The organism is Iodobacter sp. CM08, assembly GCF_033446605.1.
In the GTDB taxonomy this organism is placed as follows: domain Bacteria; phylum Pseudomonadota; class Gammaproteobacteria; order Burkholderiales; family Chitinibacteraceae; genus Iodobacter.
This window is the reverse complement of record NZ_JAWQUO010000002.1, coordinates 95,772-115,040: the sequence shown is the minus strand read 5'-3', so window position 1 is coordinate 115,040 and position 19,269 is coordinate 95,772. Positions and strand designations below refer to the sequence as shown.

General features: G+C 50.5%; 11 protein-coding genes and 7 tRNA genes. 4 read left to right on the top strand and 14 right to left on the bottom strand.

Features of this window, described 5'->3' with window-relative positions:
* Positions 1–21: 21 nt before the first annotated feature.
* Positions 22–219, bottom strand: a complete 198-nt coding sequence (locus R6242_RS01475; protein ID WP_318422993.1) for a hypothetical protein — start codon at positions 217–219, stop codon at positions 22–24.
* A gap of 91 nt (positions 220–310) precedes the next feature.
* Between R6242_RS01475 and R6242_RS01470 the strand changes: the two genes are divergently transcribed.
* Complete coding sequence (locus tag R6242_RS01470) at positions 311–1,231, top strand: LysR family transcriptional regulator (protein ID WP_318422991.1); 921 nt, start codon at positions 311–313, stop codon at positions 1,229–1,231.
* A 75-nt stretch (positions 1,232–1,306) separates the two neighbouring features.
* On the opposite strand, the gene R6242_RS01465 is transcribed toward R6242_RS01470, so the two are convergent.
* From R6242_RS01465 to alr, 9 genes are all read right to left on the bottom strand, one after another.
* Positions 1,307–1,381 (bottom strand) — tRNA-Glu (locus R6242_RS01465).
* 25 nt (positions 1,382–1,406) lie between these two features.
* Positions 1,407–1,483 (bottom strand) — tRNA-Arg (locus R6242_RS01460).
* A 27-nt stretch (positions 1,484–1,510) separates the two neighbouring features.
* Positions 1,511–1,585 (bottom strand) — tRNA-Glu (locus R6242_RS01455).
* Positions 1,586–1,609: 24 nt separating this feature from the next.
* A tRNA-Arg gene (locus tag R6242_RS01450) sits at positions 1,610–1,686 on the bottom strand.
* Positions 1,687–1,762: 76 nt separating this feature from the next.
* Positions 1,763–1,837, bottom strand: a tRNA-Glu gene (locus R6242_RS01445).
* Between the two features lie 56 nt (positions 1,838–1,893).
* A tRNA-Arg gene (locus R6242_RS01440) sits at positions 1,894–1,970 on the bottom strand.
* Positions 1,971–1,977: 7 nt separating this feature from the next.
* Positions 1,978–2,070, bottom strand: a tRNA-Ser gene (locus R6242_RS01435).
* A 248-nt stretch (positions 2,071–2,318) separates the two neighbouring features.
* Positions 2,319–3,545, bottom strand: coding sequence for an aspartate kinase (locus R6242_RS01430; RefSeq protein ID WP_318422987.1), 1,227 nt, complete (start codon positions 3,543–3,545; stop codon positions 2,319–2,321).
* A gap of 227 nt (positions 3,546–3,772) precedes the next feature.
* On the bottom strand, positions 3,773–4,846 hold the full coding sequence (gene alr, locus R6242_RS01425; RefSeq protein WP_318422985.1) for an alanine racemase: 1,074 nt from the start codon (positions 4,844–4,846) through the stop codon (positions 3,773–3,775).
* A gap of 132 nt (positions 4,847–4,978) precedes the next feature.
* Here alr and lplT point away from each other — a divergent pair, with 132 nt between their 5' ends.
* The 3 genes from lplT to R6242_RS01410 are packed head-to-tail and all read left to right on the top strand — an operon-like array spanning position 4,979 to position 10,423.
* Positions 4,979–6,271 carry a lysophospholipid transporter LplT gene (gene lplT, locus R6242_RS01420; protein ID WP_318422983.1) on the top strand — a complete coding sequence of 431 codons (1,293 nt, stop codon included), beginning with the start codon at positions 4,979–4,981 and terminating at the stop codon, positions 6,269–6,271.
* Positions 6,264–7,370: an efflux RND transporter periplasmic adaptor subunit gene (locus R6242_RS01415; RefSeq protein ID WP_318422981.1), complete on the top strand. Its 1,107-nt coding sequence runs from the start codon at positions 6,264–6,266 to the stop codon at positions 7,368–7,370. Before lplT ends, R6242_RS01415 begins: the two co-directional genes overlap by 8 nt.
* Positions 7,367–10,423 (top strand): efflux RND transporter permease subunit, encoded by a 3,057-nt coding sequence (locus tag R6242_RS01410; RefSeq protein WP_318422979.1) that lies wholly within the window; start codon positions 7,367–7,369, stop codon positions 10,421–10,423. The genes R6242_RS01415 and R6242_RS01410 overlap by 4 nt, the downstream gene beginning before the upstream one ends.
* 684 nt (positions 10,424–11,107) lie before the next feature.
* Here the strand turns inward: R6242_RS01410 and R6242_RS01405 are convergent.
* The 4 genes from R6242_RS01405 to R6242_RS01390 all read right to left on the bottom strand — a co-directional run bounded on the left by R6242_RS01405 (position 11,108) and on the right by R6242_RS01390 (position 19,155).
* On the bottom strand, positions 11,108–12,421 hold the full coding sequence (locus tag R6242_RS01405) for a sodium-dependent transporter (RefSeq protein WP_318422977.1): 1,314 nt from the start codon (positions 12,419–12,421) through the stop codon (positions 11,108–11,110).
* Positions 12,422–12,810: 389 nt separating this feature from the next.
* Positions 12,811–14,124, bottom strand: coding sequence for a sodium-dependent transporter (locus R6242_RS01400; protein ID WP_318422974.1), 1,314 nt, complete (start codon positions 14,122–14,124; stop codon positions 12,811–12,813).
* Positions 14,125–14,572: 448 nt separating this feature from the next.
* Entirely contained in the window at positions 14,573–15,889 is a 1,317-nt protein-coding gene (locus R6242_RS01395; protein ID WP_318422973.1) for a sodium-dependent transporter, read from the bottom strand.
* A gap of 473 nt (positions 15,890–16,362) precedes the next feature.
* A complete protein-coding gene (locus R6242_RS01390) occupies positions 16,363–19,155 on the bottom strand; it encodes a collagenase (protein ID WP_318422970.1) in 2,793 nt (930 codons plus the stop codon).
* Between the last annotated feature and the right edge of the window lie 114 nt (positions 19,156–19,269).

The following is a 19,269-nucleotide window of genomic DNA, read 5'->3' as shown; positions in this document are numbered from 1 at the left end:
TTACAAATTGATCGCTTATAACTAGCGCCGCCAGCGATCCCTTAATTGATCTAAGGCCTCAGACTCTTCGCGCAAAGCACGCCCACTTGGCTGCATTGACACCCACCATGCACGCCATAGGCCTTGATAAACACGTTTAAATAGTGAAATACGGCTGACCTTACTGCAGGCGACATTTGCTGCTGAAGGCCTGAATAACTGACTAAATTTATTTAACATTTTGACACCATCGTTTTAATAAATTAACAATGACATAGTAATTGGCAATTTATTTACGATAAACTAGCTAAACACGACACACTGTTTCCATATGAAAACAATTCTTCCTCCCGAAGCGCTACTTGCATTTGATGCTCTAGCTCGCACTGCTAGTTTTACTGCTGCGGCCGATTTACTTGGCTGTACTAAAAGCCATATCAGCTTGAGCGTAAAGCGCTTAGAAACCGAGCTCACTACCGTGCTGGTGCTACGCACAACTCGCCGTGTATCGCTTACCGAAGCGGGTATGCGCCTAGCCGTACATGCCGCAGCTCTACGCGAGATGCTGCAGCTTTCTAGATTAGACATTGAGGGATTGCAAGCCAAAGTGGAAGGCCCATTGCGCATTAGTGCAACGCAGTCTTTTGGGCAGTCCATTCTTAGCCCCATCTTGGTGGAATTTAGCCTGAAGTATCCAAATTTACGTATCGAGCTAGATACCGATCACCGTCTAAAAAATCCGATCAGCGATGGCGTAGATTTTTGTATCCGTTCACGCACGGTGGGTGATGAAAATTTAGTGGCTAGGCATCTAGGGCTATCACAGAAACGAATTTACGCCTCCCCCGCCTATTTAGCACAAGCACCTAAGCTAGAGCACCCATGTGATTTAGCTTCACACCGAATTTTATGTGAGCTGCATCAAGAGCAAGAAGGAGGTTGGTTATTAGAACGCGAAGGACAAATAGAACAGCTTGAACTACATAGTCAATTTTCTATAGATAGCTATGCCTGTACAGCCAGCGCAGTTGCTGCCGGTTATGGCTTGGCACTGCTCCCTAGCTATATGGCAGCGCCTTTTATTCAGCAAGGCTGTATGCAAGAAGTTTTAAAGGGCTGGCTAGCTGCCCCCTATCCCTTTTTTCTGGTTTATCCATATCGCCATCCACTGCCCAAAAAGTACGAAGCCTTTATCCAATTTGTAGTTCCAAGGATTCAGGCCCAACTTCAACGCACTTTGGATGTGAACTAAAGATTGGATGAAGAGTTTAAGACGTAAAAAAACCACTCAACCGGCAAGGTGAGTGGTTATTTACATTACTAATACTGGCGATCCCACGGGGAATCGAACCCCGGCCGCCGCCGTGAAAGGGCAGTGTTCTAACCGCTAAACTATGGGATCATACTTTTGATGCTACGCAAATACTTGGTGCGGCTGAAGAGATTCGAACTCCTGACCCTCTGGTTCGTAGCCAGATACTCTATCCAACTGAGCTACAGCCGCAACGTTACTACTATATACTAAAAATCTTGGCGATCCCACGGGGAATCGAACCCCGGCCGCCGCCGTGAAAGGGCAGTGTTCTAACCGCTAAACTATGGGATCATACTTTTAGTACAAACAGATTATTGGTGCGGCTGAAGAGATTCGAACTCCTGACCCTCTGGTTCGTAGCCAGATACTCTATCCAACTGAGCTACAGCCGCAGCTTATAATCTGTAGAAATAAAAAAGCCGGCTTAGCCGGCCTGATCATTCCGAACTTACTTTTCTTACTTAATCTTGGCGATCCCACGGGGAATCGAACCCCGGCCGCCGCCGTGAAAGGGCAGTGTTCTAACCGCTAAACTATGGGATCGTACTTTTAAATCTTTTTAGTATTACCGATTCACAAAAGTGAATTAGCAGAACTAATGGTGCGGCTGAAGAGATTCGAACTCCTGACCCTCTGGTTCGTAGCCAGATACTCTATCCAACTGAGCTACAGCCGCAAATGCTTGGCGGAGAGCAAGGGATTCGAACCCTCGATACAGGTTTTGCCCGTATGCTCCCTTAGCAGGGGAGTGCCTTCGACCACTCGGCCAACTCTCCGTCAAGGACCCGAATACTACGCAAACACCGCAGGGCCGTCAACCGCCAATCCGCAATTAATTTAAGTATTTAAGCCTTTTCCTTACACGCCCAGATCAGCCACAAGCTAGTAGTTTGTTTTGTAAGGGTAAATAACAAAGGGGCACAGAATAAAATATTCTGTGCCCCTTTGTTTAAATCTTAATCCCTGCAAAAAAACTGACAAACTTTGTTTTAGCGCAGAGAAAAAGCAATCAACTTTACTGGTTTTAAGAAATCGACTCTAAACCAAAAGCTTTGTGCAGCACGCGAACGGCTAATTCAAGGTACTTTTCATCCACCACGACCGAGATTTTAATCTCAGAAGTTGAAATCATTTGAATATTGATCCCTTCTTCAGCCAAAGTGCGGAACATCGTTGAGGCCACCCCAACGTGTGAGCGCATGCCTACGCCCACAATAGATACTTTACAGATTTTATCGTCGCCATTGATCTGACGAGCGCTGATCTGGCTTTGTGCGCCTTCTAATACTTTGATCGCACGGCCTAGATCATTTTTAGGCACGGTAAAAGAAAAATCGGTTGTGCCATCTTGGCCCACGTTTTGGATAATCATATCAACATCGATATTTGCATCCGCAACAGGGCCGAGGATTTGGTAGGCAATGCCCGGCTTGTCCGGTACGCCAATCACATTGATACGTGCTTCATCGCGATTAAAGGCAATGCCGGAGATAACGGGTTTTTCCATCTTGCTGTCTTCCTCGAAGGTAATCAGCGTGCCCTCGCCCTCTTCTTGGAAGGAAGACAAGACACGTAATTTCACATTGTATTTACCGGCAAATTCAACCGAACGGGTCTGTAATACCTTTGAACCTAGGCTGGCCATTTCCAGCATTTCTTCAAAGGTGATGGTAGAAAGCTTGCGTGCTTCAGGCACTACACGCGGATCAGTGGTGTAAACGCCATCTACATCGGTGTAGATCTGGCATTCATCCGCCTTTAGGGCTGCGGCCAGCGCAACGCCTGTGGTATCCGAGCCGCCACGGCCCAAGGTGGTGATATTGCCTTGTGCATCCACCCCCTGAAAGCCCGCCACAATCACCACACGGCCAGCGGCCAGATCAGCACGCATCGGTGCATCGTCGATATGTTGGATACGCGCCTTGGTATGCGCGCTGTCGGTCAGGATTTTGACCTGAGCACCGGTGTAGCTCACTGCGTCAACGCCGATTTCTTTCAGCGCCATGGCGAGTAAACCAATGGTGACTTGCTCACCGGTTGAGACAATAACATCCAATTCACGAGGATCTGGGTTGGCCTGAATTTCCTTGGCCAGTGCGATCAGCTTATTGGTTTCGCCGGACATTGCAGAAACGGCCACCACAATATCGTGCCCTTCTGCTTTGAATTTAGCCACGCGGCGGGCCACGTTTTTAATCCGCTCGGTAGTGCCTACCGAGGTGCCACCGTATTTCTGAACAATCAATGCCATGGATCAAACCTGCTGCTTGGGTAGGTTTTAAAAGGAAGGATCATTGTAAATGAAACCCGACCATCTTTTCGAGCAAGAAAACAGTTTAAGTCATTATTTATGCATGAATTGTTATGCTTGTTTGCTATAAGCATCACGAGTAAAGAATATATGTTTTAAACAGGGCCGTTAAGGCGTTTGATTGGCAACCTTGTTAAATGTGCAAACGCCCCCCTTCATATACTTAATTAATACTCAACAAAAATAGGCACACGAGCCGCCACGGCGCACATTAGCTCATAGCCTATCGTTCCAGCCGCGGTTGCCACGTCATCAATAGAGAGATTTGCTCCCCACAGCTCAACTTGGCTGCCCACCCCAGCTTTGGGCAGCTCACTCAAGTCTACGGCCAGCATATCCATGGAAATACGGCCAATTAAACGGCTAGCCACTCCATCCACCAATACTGGCGTGCCGGTTGGGGCATGGCGTGGATAGCCATCGGCATAGCCACATGCCACCGTACCAATCCGCATCACACGATCAGCAACAAAACTAGCGCCATATCCAACGGCATCGCCTGCTTGTAAATTTTGCACGCCGATCACTTCTGCGGTCAGCGTCATCGCCGCTTGCAGGCCTAACTCTTTAGCGCTTTTAGTGCTGAATGGGGATGATCCATATAAAGAAATGCCAGGGCGCACCCATTGATGATGGGTTTCAGGATAAGCCAAGAGCGCGGCCGAATTCGCTAAGGTTTTGGGTAAATCCAAACCCACACACGCCGCGTCAAAGCGTGCACACTGCGCCGCCACACCCAGCTCAGGTACATCGGCACTGGCAAAGTGGGCCATCAGCGTAATACTGGCCACATTGCTGCACTGCTTCAAGCGGGCCACAAGGGCTGGCGCTTGCTCAGCAGGAAATCCTAGCCGATTCATGCCAGTATTTAATTTTAAGAAAACATGCACTGGACACGCCAGAGCCGTGCTTTCTAGCCAAGCCAAGCCGCGTTCATCATGTACCGCTAGCCAAAAGCTCTGCTCAGCACAGAGCTGTAGCTCTGCCGCTGAAAATACACCTTCTAATAATAGAATGGGCTGCGTCACCCCAAGCGCTCTTAGGGAGCGTGCTGATGACATTTCTAAGGTGGCAAAAGCATCCACATTGGGCAAGGCTGCAACCATATTGGCGATACCATGTCCATATGCATTGGCCTTTACAACGGCAAATACTTGACTAGCTGGCGCGCACGCTTTGGCATGGGCATAGTTAGCAGCAAGCGCTGCAGTATGAATCACAGCGCGGATCGGGCGAGTCATGACAAAACCATCGCAAAGAAAAGACTAGAGTATAAACCTTGTTAATCATACGTAAGGCGCAAAAGCGACAATGCCGGCTTATGCTCTTTTGTGATATAAACCCCTTACTATAAAAATGGATATTGCTCCAAGATGGATCGCGGATTTTTCATTATTCTTGGCGCGCAATTTTTATCGGCGCTAGCAGACAACGCCCTTTTCTTTGCCGCGCTGGCACTCCTTAAGGAGCAAAGCTCACCCGAATGGCATTTATCTATGCTGCTGTGGTGCTTTACCGTTTCTTATGTAGTGCTTGCCCCCTTTGCTGGCTCTTTTGCAGACTCCATGCATAAAGGTAAAGCAATGATGATTTGTAATGGCATTAAGCTAGTCGGTTGCTTAGGGATGCTAGTGGGCATTCCGCCGATTATGGCCTATGCCTTAGTTGGTTTTGGCGCTGCCGCTTATTCCCCTGCCAAATACGGCATCATTACCGAATACCTTCCACATGAAAAACTGGTTGCTGCCAATGGCTGGTTAGAGGGGGCTACCGTCAGCGCTATTATTTTTGGCACCATCTTAGGCGGCTTACTGGCTGGATCTCATATTGCGCCTTGGCTAAAAACTACGCATCTAGCGGCTTACTTTAGCCCTGCCACCTTTGCTATTGCCGCAATTATTTTGCTTTATCTCGCAGCATCTTGGCTTAACTGCTACATCCCCAAATTGAATGTAGAACTCAAACCTCTACAGCTTCAACCTATTGCTTTAATCAAAGAATTTTGGTGCTGCGTTGCCAAGCTTTGGAAAGATCCACAGGGGCAGTTATCGCTGGGGGTAACCACCTTATTTTGGGGTGCAGGCGCCACCATGCGCTTGGTAGTATTGAACTGGGCCATCATTTGGTTGAACTTTTCTATGGAGCAAGCCACTCAGTTAGTGGCTGTCGTTGCATTTGGCATTGCAGCAGGTGCCATATTGGCGGGGCATTGTATTCCACTTAAAAAAGCATTTAATGTGCTGCCTGCAGGGATTGCCATGGGCATCTTGGTGATTGGCATGCTGTTTGTTCACAATGCTTGGCTGGCTGCGTTTTTGATGTTTATTGTGGGCTGCTTATCTGGCTTTTTTGTGGTGCCTTTAAACGCCATGCTGCAACATAGAGGCCATACACTGATGGGCGCGGGGCACTCCATTGCCGTACAAAACTTTAATGAAAATATTGGCATCCTAGTGATGGTTGGCATTCATGCCTTAATGGTGAAATACTTTAGCCAGCCCATCACCGCCAGCGCGAGTGCCGCCGTTACACACCAATTCCAAATCAGCGGAATCCCTCCTATGTACGCCATTATTACCGGCTTTGGCCTGATGGTGGCTCTGACAATGATTGCGATCACCGTACGATTCCGGCGCGGTGTTCGTGCTGGAATAATGAATGACTAAATTAAGCCTGACCCTGATTGTTTTGCTGCTTGCGGGCTGTGGCAAAGAAACCGCTAAAGAAAAAACCGAGCGCCCGCCACAGCAAGTGATTGCCACCACAACCCAGAGTGCAGATATTGCACTCAAGCTGAGCGCTCAGGGCCATGTGACTCCACTAGATCAAGTAGAGATCAGGCCGCAAAAAAGTGGTCTGATCCGCCAAGTTCACTTTAAAGAAGGTGATCAAATCCATGCTGGGCAGCTGTTATTTAGCCTAGATGCGCGGGAAGACGAAGCCAATGTGCGCCAAGCGGTAGCCAAACTGGCGCAAAGCCAAGCTCAGCTGGCCGCAGCAGAGCGAGACTATTCGCGCTCAAAAGAGCTGGCAGCGCAAAGTTTTATCTCTAAAACTGCACTCGATAACGCACAAAGCAAACTAGAAACACTACAAGCCACACTTAGCGCAGAACGCGCGGCAGTAGATGCCGCCAAGATCACCTTATCTTATTCACAAATCAAAGCACCGCTTAACGGCCGCGCCGGTCTGGTTGAAGTGCATACCGGCAGCTATGTGCAGCCCAGCATCGCCACCCCATTGGTGAGCATTAGCCAGCTCAACCCCATTACCGTGACCTTTAGCCTGCCTGAGCGCAACTTAAGCACCCTGCAAAATGCACCACGTCCTATCATCGTCAACGCGCAGCTTAGCGGTGATAGCAAGCTGCAAGGCAAGCTGAGCTTTATCGATAACACCGTGAATCCCAGCTCAGGCACAATTACTTTAAAGGCCGAGTTTGCCAACCCTAAAAACCAGCTATGGCCAGGCGCATTTGTGCCGGTAGAAATTGCTGCGGGCACCTTAAAAAATGCTGTTGTTCTGCCGGTACAAGCGGTACAAACCGGCCCAGACCAACGCTTTGTATTTGTGATTCAGCCAGACAAAACCGTTAAAGCGGTTCCAGTTGAGCTCTTGCAGGTAGAAAACGAGCGCGCCGTTGTCAGTGGTATTGGCAGTAATCAGCGCGTAGTTAAAGAAGGCGGGCAAAATCTGCGCGAAGGCAGCAAGGTCAGAGAAGCAAGTGCAGCCAAGGCTAAAAAACCAGCCAGTGCCGCAAAATGAATATTTCTCTACTCAGTATTAATAAGCCGATTGCCACCACCCTGCTCTGGCTGGCGGTCGTTGTTGCTGGGGTAGTGGCCTGGTTTAACCTACCGATTTCCGCCCTGCCGTCTTTTAATATGCCGACCATCGAAGTGTCTGGCAGCTTGCCCGGTGCCAGCCCAGAAACCATGGCGACATCGGTGGCCACCCCGCTAGAAAAGCAGTTTTCCACTATTCCTGGCCTCGCCGTTATTACCTCGAGCAGCACTCAAGGTAAGGTATCGATCACGCTAGAATTTGACGCCAACCGCAATATCGACGATGCCGCCGTGGATGTGCAAGCCGCGCTGTATCGTGCATCGCGTGGCCTACCTAAAGACATGACCAGCCCGCCCAGCTACCGCAAAGTAAACCCTGCGGATGCACCGGTACTGATGGTAGGAATTAACTCGCCATCGATGAGCTTGGCCGAGCTGAATGATTATGGTGACAACCTGATCTCACCCACGCTTTCTACCCTGAATGGCGTGGCGCAAGTGACGGTTTATGGGCAGAAGCGGTTTGCAGTGCGGGTGCAAGTCAACCCAGAGCGATTGGCGGCAAGGGATATGACGCTGGCGGAGTTATCCGCCGCGCTAAAATCGGCGAATGCCAATACCCCTGTCGGCCAGCTTGACGGCAATCGCCAAGTACTAGCGCTGCAAGCCAACGAACAGCTTAAAAACGCCGCCGACTTTGCTAACTTAATCGTCGCGCAAAAAAACAAACAACCGGTACGCCTCTCTGATGTGGCAACCGTGGAAGACAGCGTACAAGACGTGAAAAGCGGTAGCTGGATTAATGGCGAGCGCTCGATTGTGCTGGCCGTAATGCGCCAATCCGATGCCAATACCGTGGCCGTGGTTGACGCGATTAAAGCCGCCCTGCCCCAGCTTAAAGCGCAAATGCCTGAATCGGTGAATGTGCAGGTTTTAAACGACAGATCGCAATCTGTGCGCGAAGCCATTCACGACGTCAACCTCACCATGCTGCTGACCATGCTGCTGGTGGTGGGGGTGATTCTGCTGTTTTTACGCCGCGCCGCAGCCACGCTAATCCCTGCTTTATCGCTGCCCATTTCGCTGATTGCCACCTTTGCCTTGATGCACTGGCTAGGTTATAGCCTGGATAATATCTCGCTGATGGGGCTAACCATTGCCATTGGTTTGGTGGTGGATGATGCGATTGTGGTGCTTGAAAACATCATGCGCCATGTAGAAAACGGCATGAAGCCATTAGAAGCGGCCATTCAGGGCGCGCAAGAAGTGGGCTTCACCGTGGTATCCATTTCGGTGTCCCTCATTGCCGTGTTCATCCCAATTTTCTTTATGCCCGGCACCATTGGCCTGTTATTTCATGAGTTTGCTGCCGTTGTGACCCTCGCAATTATGGTATCCGCCGTGGTAGCGCTCACGCTGATCCCCATGCTGGCGGCGCGTTATATTAAGCATGAAGCGCCGGATGCCCATGTGCCTGCATGGAGCCGCTTTTTTGAACGTGGCTTTCATCGCGTGCTCAGCGGCTATCAGCGCACGCTGGATTGGAGCCTAGGCCGACGCAAGCTGATGCTGATTATCGCGCTGGCCACCTTTGTGCTAACAGGCTGGCTGTATCAATCCATGCCCAAGGGCTTTTTCCCAGAAGAAGATCTTGGCCAGATTCAGGCCAGCAGCGAGGGCCCACAGGATATTGCCTACCCTGCCATGCTGAAATTGCATACAGAAGTAGCCGAGCGCATCCAAAAAAATCCCAATGTAAACGTGGTGGTTTCCAGCTTATCCAGTGGCAATCGTGGCCGAATGTTTATTACCCTCAAGCCACGCAATCAGCGGCTTTCTATGGAAAAAACCGTAGCCAGCTTGCGTAAAGACACCAGCGGCATTACCGGCATCTCGGTGTTTTTTAACCCAACCCAAAACTTAAAAATTGGCGCGCGCAGCTCCAAAAGCCGCTATCAGTACACGCTGCAAGCCGTGCAATCTGGCGAGCTAGGAGACTGGTCTGAAAAGCTGATGCGGGCCATGCGACAAAACCCCATCTTTACCGAAGTCACTTCAGACACCGAAAAACGCGGCTTGCAAGCCAGATTAAATATCGACCGCGACAAGGCCCAAACACTGGGTATCGATATGCAAAATCTGCGCGAAACACTCTATGGCGCATTTGGCGAGCGCGAAATCAGCACTATTTATCTGCCGCAAGATAGTTACTCGGTACTGATGCAACTCTCTGACGATTACCGGCGCGATGAATCAGCGTTGAATAAGCTCTATGCCCGCAGCAATAGCGGCGTCTTAGTACCGATCTCAGCCTTTTCAAGTGTTGAGCGGATCATGACCAATAACGCCATCAACCATCAAGGCCAGCTGCCTGCGGTTACGCTATCTTTTAATATGGCCGAGGGCAAAACGCTTTCTGAAGCAGCGGCAAGTATTGAAGCGCTAAAGCAAGAAATCCAGCTGCCCGCTAAAGTATTTGGCGCTTTTGCTGGCGATGCAGCCGTATTCCAGCAGTCGCAAAACACCCAGCTCTGGCTAATTTTAGTGGCTGTGGCGGTGATTTATGTGATTCTGGGCGTGCTGTATGAAAGCTGGATTCACCCGCTGACTATTCTGGCAGGCATTCCTTCTGCGGCAGTGGGGGCACTCATTGCGCTGGATATCGTCGGCCTACCGCTGACCTTTATCGCAATGGTGGGGATTTTGCTGTTGATTGGCATCGTCAAGAAAAACGCCATTATGATGATCGACTTTGCACTAGAAGCCGAGCGCAAAGAAGGCAAAGCCCCACAAGAAGCCATCCGTGAGGCCTGTCTATTGCGCTTTCGCCCCATTATGATGACCACCCTCGCCGCCATTATGGGCGCCATGCCAATTGCCATCGGCATAGGTGCAGGGGCCGAGCTACGCCAACCGATGGGTGTGGCGGTAGTCGGTGGCTTGGTGCTATCGCAACTCATCACCCTCTACATCACCCCTGCGCTTTATCTGAGCTTTGACGGCTTGCAAAAGCGCTGGCAGAAAGCCAGATAAGACAAAGGCCAGCAGAGATGCTGGCCTTTGTCTTATCTGATGTTGCACACAAAAACTATCTTGATTATGTCTCTTGCTCAATTTCATTATAAATATCGTAGGGCGGGTGAAACCCGCGTATTTCTTCAGCATCGCTCGCGGGTTTCACCCGCCCTACGCATTCAAAAACCAAGCCCAACACTCAAAAAACCCATCTGCACAGAGTCCATTGAGCAAGAGACATAATCAGGAAAACTATTTATCCACGAAAAACACTAAAAGCACGAAAAAACGAATCAAGCATGAAAGATATTCTCTAGCACGATGTGTAAAGCTAATGATACAAATCAATACAGGGTGATGGTCATGCGGTTTCTATTCGTGCTTTTCGTGTTTTTAGTGGACTGCGTATTTTTTGATTTTGCTGCGTAACATCCTTAATCTTTATTGTTATGCCTGAAAGCCTGCTTGCTTAAAATTTAATCAGACCAAAAAGCCACCTACAGAACAAACACTTGCCTTACTTATCCACAGAGCACTCACAAGCTTGTGCCACTGTATCGGGGATAAACGGTAAGGTTTATCCAAACCGTCATGCCCGCGCATATTTATCAACAATTCAGTCGCTTGGCTGGATCCCCGATAAAGACATTCGGGGATGACGACATATCAACGTGGGCAATAAATTTATAGCAAGCCCCTCGTTTACAGGTTGTAAACCAAAATCAAAGCAATCAATGCCGGAGCTACCACGCGGCACATCCACTTCATTCCCCAGTTTAAAACCGGGCTAAGTTCTAGCTCGGCTTCAATCACCGGCCAGATTCTCCAGCCTGCAAACAGCGCCGTGCCGATTCCACCCAAGGGCAGTAGGATATTAGACGCGCTGTAATCCATCAGCTCAAATACATTGCGGCCAAACCATTTGTATTCACCCAGCACACCAAAAGAGAGCGATGCCGGGATACCTGCCAGAAACACGATCAAGGTAATGACACCGGTGGTGGCTTTGCGGGGCAGATTCCATTCATCTATTGGATACACCGCAATCAGCTCCAGCAAAGATACCGATGAAGTCAGCGCGGCAACCAGCAGCAGGGCAAAGAAAGCGGCGGCAAAGAACTGGCCAAAGGGCAGGTGGTTAAATACCACCGGCATGGTCATATAGGTAAGCCCTGGGCCTGCTGCTGCATCTAAACCAAAAGCAGTAATGGCGGGGAAAATCATCAGGCCAGCCAAGATCGAGGTCATGCTGGTTAAGCCTGTTACCCACATTGCGGCATTGGTGAGCTTTACATCCCGCCCAAGGTAGGAGCCATAAGCTAGCATGCAGCCTGCGCCCACCGACAGTGAGAAAAACGCCAGCCCCAGCGCATCAACCAGCATTTTTGAGTTTACTTTAGAGAAATCCGGCGCTAAAAAAGCCAGCACGCCGGCCCCAGCACCTGGCAGGGTTAAGGAGCGCACAATCAGCGCCAGCATCAATAAAAACAGCGCGGGCATCAGCACCTTGCCCGCACGTTCAATGCCTTTTTGAATGCCGAACATCACCACAACGAGAGTGAGCAGAGCAAACAGCGCATGAGTGATAATCGGCTCGATAGGGCTAGAAACATATTGGCCGAATAAAGCGCCAAGAGCCTTGGGATCGTTGCTCATCACCCGGCCATCAAGGGCACGCAGCAAATAGCCGATGGTCCAGCCGCCCACTACGCTGTAAAAGGAAAATACGATTAAACCGCAGAGCACGCCAATATAGCCAACCGCCGACCAGCCCTTGCCACCCAACTTTTTGAACGCGCCCACAGCACCACATGCTGCAGCGCGGCCAATAGCGATTTCGGCCAGCATCAGCGCAATGCCTAGGGTAAAAGTGATTAGCACAAAAATCAGCAGAAACGCACCGCCACCATTCATGGCGGTAACGTAAGGGAATTTCCAGATTGAGCCTAAACCGACCGTTGCCCCAGCAGAGGCAAGAATAAAGCCGAGTTTAGAACTCCATTGCGAACGAGACATGCGCTATTTCCTAGTAGCAGCAAATAAGCACTAAGGATGTGGCTCAAAATAATTTCCCGTTGGACCTATCAACGAAAAAGCGTCATCCCCGAGTATCTTTATCGGGGATCCAGCAGAGTAGCTGGATTCCCGCCAAAAGCACGCGGGAATGACGACATTTTGTAGTGGGAAGTTATATGAGCCAAGCCAAAAGCCATTTGCCAAGTAATTCTGCCACCGAATGCGCGAGCTAAGGCCACCCTTTCGGCGGCCCCATAGATCAAAGGTGCCGCTTTAATTAAAAGCGCCACCAGCCTGCAAAGGAATTGATCTTATTTATATTCATGCTTTTTAGAATGCCTTGTAAGGTGTGAGGCAGTCAAGCAGTAATTTTGCGTTGCAGCAAGCGGTTAGAAATTTTTTACCAGCACCGCTGTAATCAACACGGGTGCAAGGTAGCGGCAGGTAATCAGCCAAGCTTGCCTTTTCCAGCCGTGCAAGCCCACTTCATCCACCAGCGTGTCGCCTTTCCAACCTGCCAGCAGTGCTAAACCTATCCCACCTATGGGCATAGCCAAATTAGATACAAAGTAATCCATCGCATCAAAAATACTTTTGCCAAAGATGCGCACATCAGACCAGATACCAAACGACCAAGAGGCCGGAATACCGCAGAGGAACACTGCCAAGGCGATACCAATCAGCACAGGACGGCGCGGCAGTTTTAGATCGTCAATAAACCAGATGGCGATCAATTCCAGCATCGCTACGGATGAAGACAAGGCCGCGGTGGCCAAGAGGGCAAAAAAGGCGATCGCAAATAGCTGGCCAAACGGCAGATGCATAAACACCACCGGCATGGTCATAAAGGTGAGCCCCGGCCCGGCAGCTGGGTTTAAACCAAAGGCCGCCACAGCAGGAAAAATCATCAGCCCCGCAAGCAGCGCAATCATCACCGCCAAAAACACCACCCATAGCGATGCAGAAAGAATCTCTTCATTGGAATGCATATAAGAGCCATACGCCACCATCGCCCCCACACCTAAGGACAGCGAGAAAAACGCCAGCCCTAAGGCTTCCACCACCATAGAAGGATTGACGCGGCTCCAGTCTGGCGCTAAAAACTGCACCACCCCCGCCCAAGCGCCCGGCAGGGTTAAAGAGCGCAGCATCAGAATCAGCATGATGATAAACAGCGCAGGCATCAGTACCTTGCCCGCCCGCTCAATGCCTTTCTCAATCCCGCCCAGCACAATGCCTAAGGTTGCCAGCGTAAACAGCGCATGGGTAATCAGGGGCTTCACCGGATCAGACACAAAGCTGCCAAACATCGCTTCTAATGCTTTTGGATCGGCGCTGAGTACGCTGCCATCGATGGCTTTACCTAGGTAGGCAAACGTCCAGCCACCCACCACGCTATAAAAAGAAAACAACACAAAGCCAGCAATCACACCCAAGAGGCCCAAGAGTGCCCAAGGTTTACCGCCAATTTTTTTAAACGCGCCCACCGCGCCATTGGCGGCCGAGCGGCCCAAGGCAATCTCGGCCATCATCAGCGCCAGGCCTAAGGTGAAACTAAAAATCAGAAACAGCAGCAAAAACGCCCCACCACCGTTCATGGCGGTGACATAAGGAAACTTCCAAATCGCCCCCAGCCCAATGGCCGAGCCCGCCGCCGCCAGAATAAAGCCCAAACGTGAGCCCCAAGCATTACGTGTAGTCATAAAACATCCTGCGTATTTTTAATAAATGAGCCCGTGGGCACGATGCAAATCTAAAACAAGGCTTTATTAATTTAGTGCCTTTGGCACGGTGATTTTGGAGCGGCATCCCCGCGGGGACTCACTTTCTTGAACGGCCAAGAAAGTAAGCAAAGAAGGCCGCCCCAGCCAGCACGAAGGCCCCTCACTGCGGATAATCAGCTCGGCGAAAAAGGCTGCGCGCTCGCTGCCTCGCTACCCCTTTTCCGAAACCCCGAGCGGCTTATCCTCGCTTCGGCGTGCTTCAAGGGGGGATTTAAGCCCTGTGCAACGAGCAGAAATTTAAAAGCGCTTAAACTAAGATTGAAAATACTTAAACCCAAACAAAGAACTCAACTCAAAAAGGTTTTTCTCCGTGAAACTCCGTGTCCTCTGTGGCCTCCGTGGTTCAAGATTTGGGTTTTAGCATCACTTACAGATTCTTCACCAAAATCACTGCAATGGATAAAGGTGCGACCACGCGGCAGCTCCATTTCAGGCCGAAGAGTGGCAGGCCAGCTAGGCCCGAGTGTTCTTCCAATAGCGGCCATACGCGCCAGCCAGCAAAGAGCGCCACGCCGATTCCGCCTAGTGGCATCATCACATTGGAGACGCTGTAATCCATCAGATCGAAAATAGTTTTACCAAAGAATTTCACATCCGCCCAAGGGCCAAAAGACATCGAGGCGGGGATACCGCAGAGAAAAACAGCCAGTGATAAACATAGAATCACTTTGCGGCGTGGCAGTTTGTATTCATCCAAAAACAGCGTGGCGATCAGCTCGAGCATCGACACCGATGAAGTCAACGCGGCAACGGAGAGCAGGGCAAAGAAGGCGATGGCAAAGATTTGGCCAAAGGGCAGGCTGGCAAACACCACCGGCATGGTCATAAAGGTCAGGCCGGGGCCAGCACTAGGGTCTAGCTTAAAAGCAAATAGCGCAGGGAAAATCATCAGCCCGGCCAAAATCGCCACGGTGCAAGACAGGCCCACCACCCAAGCCGCCGAATGCAATACGGGGGTTTCTTGCTTGACGTAAGAGCCGTAAGCAATCATGCCGCCCGTGCCTAAAGACAAGGAAAAAAACGCTAGGCCCAAGGCATCCACCACCATGGCGGGGGTGAGCTTAGAAAAATCAGGGGCAAAGAAAGCCACCACGCCCTGCCAAGCACCTGGCAAAGTCAGCGAGCGGGCAATCAGAATCAGCATGATGATAAACAGGCCAGGCATCAGCAATTTGCTGGCGCGCTCGATACCTTTTTCGATGCCGCCAATCACAATCGCCAGTGTTGCCAGTACAAAAGCGCCATGGGAAACAATGGGCCAGTAAGGATTGGAAACGAAATGCTCAAAGGTGTCTTTCAGCACCTTGGTGTCCGTAGTGAGCACCGAGCCATCTACGGCCAGCGCTAGGTAGGCCAGCGTCCAACCGCCCACCACGCTGTAAAAGCTGTACAGCACAAAGCCCGCAAAAATCCCCATCATGCCAATCAGCGGCCAAGATTTACCCGCCAGCTTGCGGAACATGCCCACAGGGCCGGTTTGTGCGCTGCGGCCCAGCGTAAATTCCACCACCATTTGGGCAAGCCCCAAGGTAAAGCTAAAAAACAGAAACAGCAGTAAAAACACGCCACCGCCATTCATGGCAGTCACGTAAGGGAATTTCCAGATGGCCCCAAGGCCAATGGCCGAGCCTGCCGCAGCCAGCACAAATCCCAGCTTAGAGCCCCAATTAGAGCGAGTAGTCATGATGTGGTCCTTTTTTTTAAAAATCACAAGAACCAACAAAGTAGGCGAGCCAGAATGCAACAAGGCCGCCTAATTTGGCGGCCTTGGATGGTTCAATCTGTGTGCTTTAGATGAACGCGACCCATCGGGCTGCCAGTGGGCAAGCCAGATAATAATAAGAATAAACGCGGGTCAGTTTCAGCATAGTGGGCGCATAGTCAGCTTTGCAGCGCGCTGCTGTCAAGCACGCCTACAGGAGTAAAATCGCAGCGGCCACACCTAACCTCGGCGATAGAGTGGCTTGATAAAAAAACTCAAACAAACAAAAAAACGTAATACTTACAGCAACTTAACCATTAAACAGCCTATTAAAAATCCTGCTGTTTTGCGCTTAATTGATCGATCTTCGCCAGCGCTTTATGGTAATAAAACCCAGTATAAGCACAACAGCACAGCAGGACAACGCGCCCTGCTGCACTGATCTAGCGAGCGATTTAAGCGGCAGCCCAACACGCTTCTTCGCTTTGATCTACGGGCTTGGCATCCAGCACTACCCGGATATCTTGCTGCTGTTGGCCGCGATACAGGCGAACGATAATACTGTCTGCTAGCCCAAGCTGATCTTGATCACGGCGGTAAGTGAAGCTGCCGTATTCAGAGAAATTAATTCGCCCAAGCTTAGCCGAATTAATCAGCACAAAACGATCAACTGGCTGATTCGCCCCCAGCGTGACACGCAGGCAGCGCCCCGTACTGCTGTAGCGGGTTTTTAATAAGGCCAGCGTTGATACTGGTGGCTGAGTAGGTAAAGAAGTTGGCCGTGCAGTGGGCACCGTAGTTGGGCGCACCGGTGGGGTTGGTGTAGATGTCGGCACGGCAGTTGGACGAGCAGTGGGCTGCGGTATTGGCACCGCCGTAGGCCTAACTGGCGGCGGTGTGGTGGGGATGCCGGTTGGCGGTGGCGTTACAGCGCTATCTGCTGCCAGCGGGCCTTCGCAACGTAAGGCAGCACGGTGCATATCCAGCTGATAATCGCTGGCAAAGCAGTTCACCGCAATAAAGTTATTGGCTTTACCTTGCAAATTAAGCAGCGCTTTATTCAGCAGGGCATCACTTTCTAGATGGGCTGCGGTTAGCGTGGTGGCCCGAATAGCCGTCGAGCCAGTGCATTCAAAACGGCGCAGCTCGCTATCTACACCACTTGCCCAACTACGGCAGCTTAGGGGGAGCTCTCTTGCCATAAAGTTCTGAATAAGCACTGGATCTGCAAGCTGCCATTCAGACTGAGGCAGCCAGTCTTTACCTTTCAACGTGGAAGTGTCACCTAATTGCCCAGCACGCTGTAATGTAACCTGCTGGTCTACAAAAGTTTTAAAGCGAGCACCTAAAGCCACATCAGCCCCCAGGCGTTTCACCAGTGCATCAAAGCCTTTAACGTCATCATTACGTAATTGCTGTAACACGTCTGCCAAAATGCCTGGCTCATTGCGGTGTAAAAAGTAGAACCACAGTGCCGAATGGCTGTAGAAATCCCAGCCATCGCTATAGCTGGAACGCATAATTTGCGCTGGTGTTTGATAGCTGGCTGGCCAGTTAGCCGCCACAACCTCTACCACATGGCCACGTACTTTAATGCCCTCGCGCGAGGTGCTCCACGCCATAAACTCAGCAAAACCTTCGTCATACCAAGGCAAACGGCGGCTATCACGGGAGAATTCGCCCGTGCCCCACATGCCAGGCTGAATAAAACGCCCAGATAAATAATGCACGTATTCGTGGCGAACTAACTCCTCTAAAGACAACGAGCTTTCTTCGCTGGTGCGCTGGTAGGTGTAAAAGGTTGCACCGTTTTCAATATAAATGCCGCCGTTATCGGTAGATAGATCATTGAGCAGGCCCTGAAAACTACCGTAATCAGCCTTTGTGCCATACACCACCATACGTAAACGTGCATTCGGATCATTGCTAACAGGTTCGCTCACTCCGCTTACGCGTTTTAACTGTGCCTCTACCTGCTTCATAGCATAGTAAAGCGGCTCAACTTCATCACGGCTCAACGATGTTTCAAACACCAAATTGCCATTATCAAACTGCCAGCGATTCGGAAACAGCTTGGTTTTTAGCTCGGCTTCAGCATTACAAAGGTTGTAACGATCGCAAGGCACCTTGGCAATTTTCTTGAGCGCGTACACCGCCTCAGCCCATACCGCCGAGAATCGTTCCGCATTGAGGTGTAAGGCAACGGCAGGCTCGGCCAGTGGCGTGGTTTTGGGGTAAAGCATAAAGCGCCCAGTTTCACGCAGAGTATTTAAAAACATCTGCTCGTCTTCAAACGCCCCACGGCCTTGGCGTAATAAAGCAGCAAGGCTACTGACTAAGCTATCGAGCTGGCCAGCCGCAACCTGATCAGCAAATCCGCTCTGCCCATGCAGATTAAACAAGGTAGTTTGCATAGGGTGCAGGGCATGACGGGCATAGCTTTGCTTAAATTGGCGCTGGTAATGCGCAAAAAACCTTGTAAGCAAAGGTAAAGAAAATTCTGAATTACGCACAGAATCGGCCAGAATCATGGTTTCGCTTATGCTTAGCCTTGCATCATTCTGACGCTGCCAAGCTTCGCCAGATTGTGAAGCCTCTTCTGCTGGATTCAGCCACAGCGCTGGGTTCTCTGCCAGCGCACTAACAACCTGCATCACCGGCTGATCCACTACGCGCCCATAAGCGCCCACTTCCTGGGCATGGCTAAACTGCGTGTAATAGCCCGCCTTTAGAAAAGTTGCCAGCGGCCACAAACCATCTGCCTTACCTGGTTGCCAGCGTTGAGCACGCAAACGTGCCTCCTGCGCCACCGCCTGCATATTGCTTGCTGAAAGCAAAGCATAATTCGCTGCATTAGCTTCAAACAGACTATTCATGCAGCTACCTTCCAAGGTGGCTACATACTGTGCAAGGGCTGCTCCCGATAAAGTAATCAAATGCTTCTGATCACACGCTGCATACACGGGCACAGGCAGTGCCGATGCCCCTGCGGCCCGGCCAGTAGCGCCTGCTGGTGACGCAGTCTCTTTACCCTGACGCGGTGGTAAGCCATAAGGATTTTGAGGCGGATCAAGCAGCACCGGCGCATGTTCTGACTGCCCCTGCTGACGCCCAGCAGGTGATGGGCTGGTCGCCCCACTGCTCTGTTCACCTTCGCTCGTAACGCAAGCCACCAAGACAGTGGCGAAAGCCATTGCAAGCAAAATAGCTTGTTTAGATCGTTTATTTCTTAACCATTTTAAGTGCATCAGTCTATTCCAATTAAGTATTTTCATTAAATTAGAACATACTAATGTATTTATATGTTACAAAAATATTCAAACAACGTCATAAAAATACAGTTATATACATTGAATAACTTA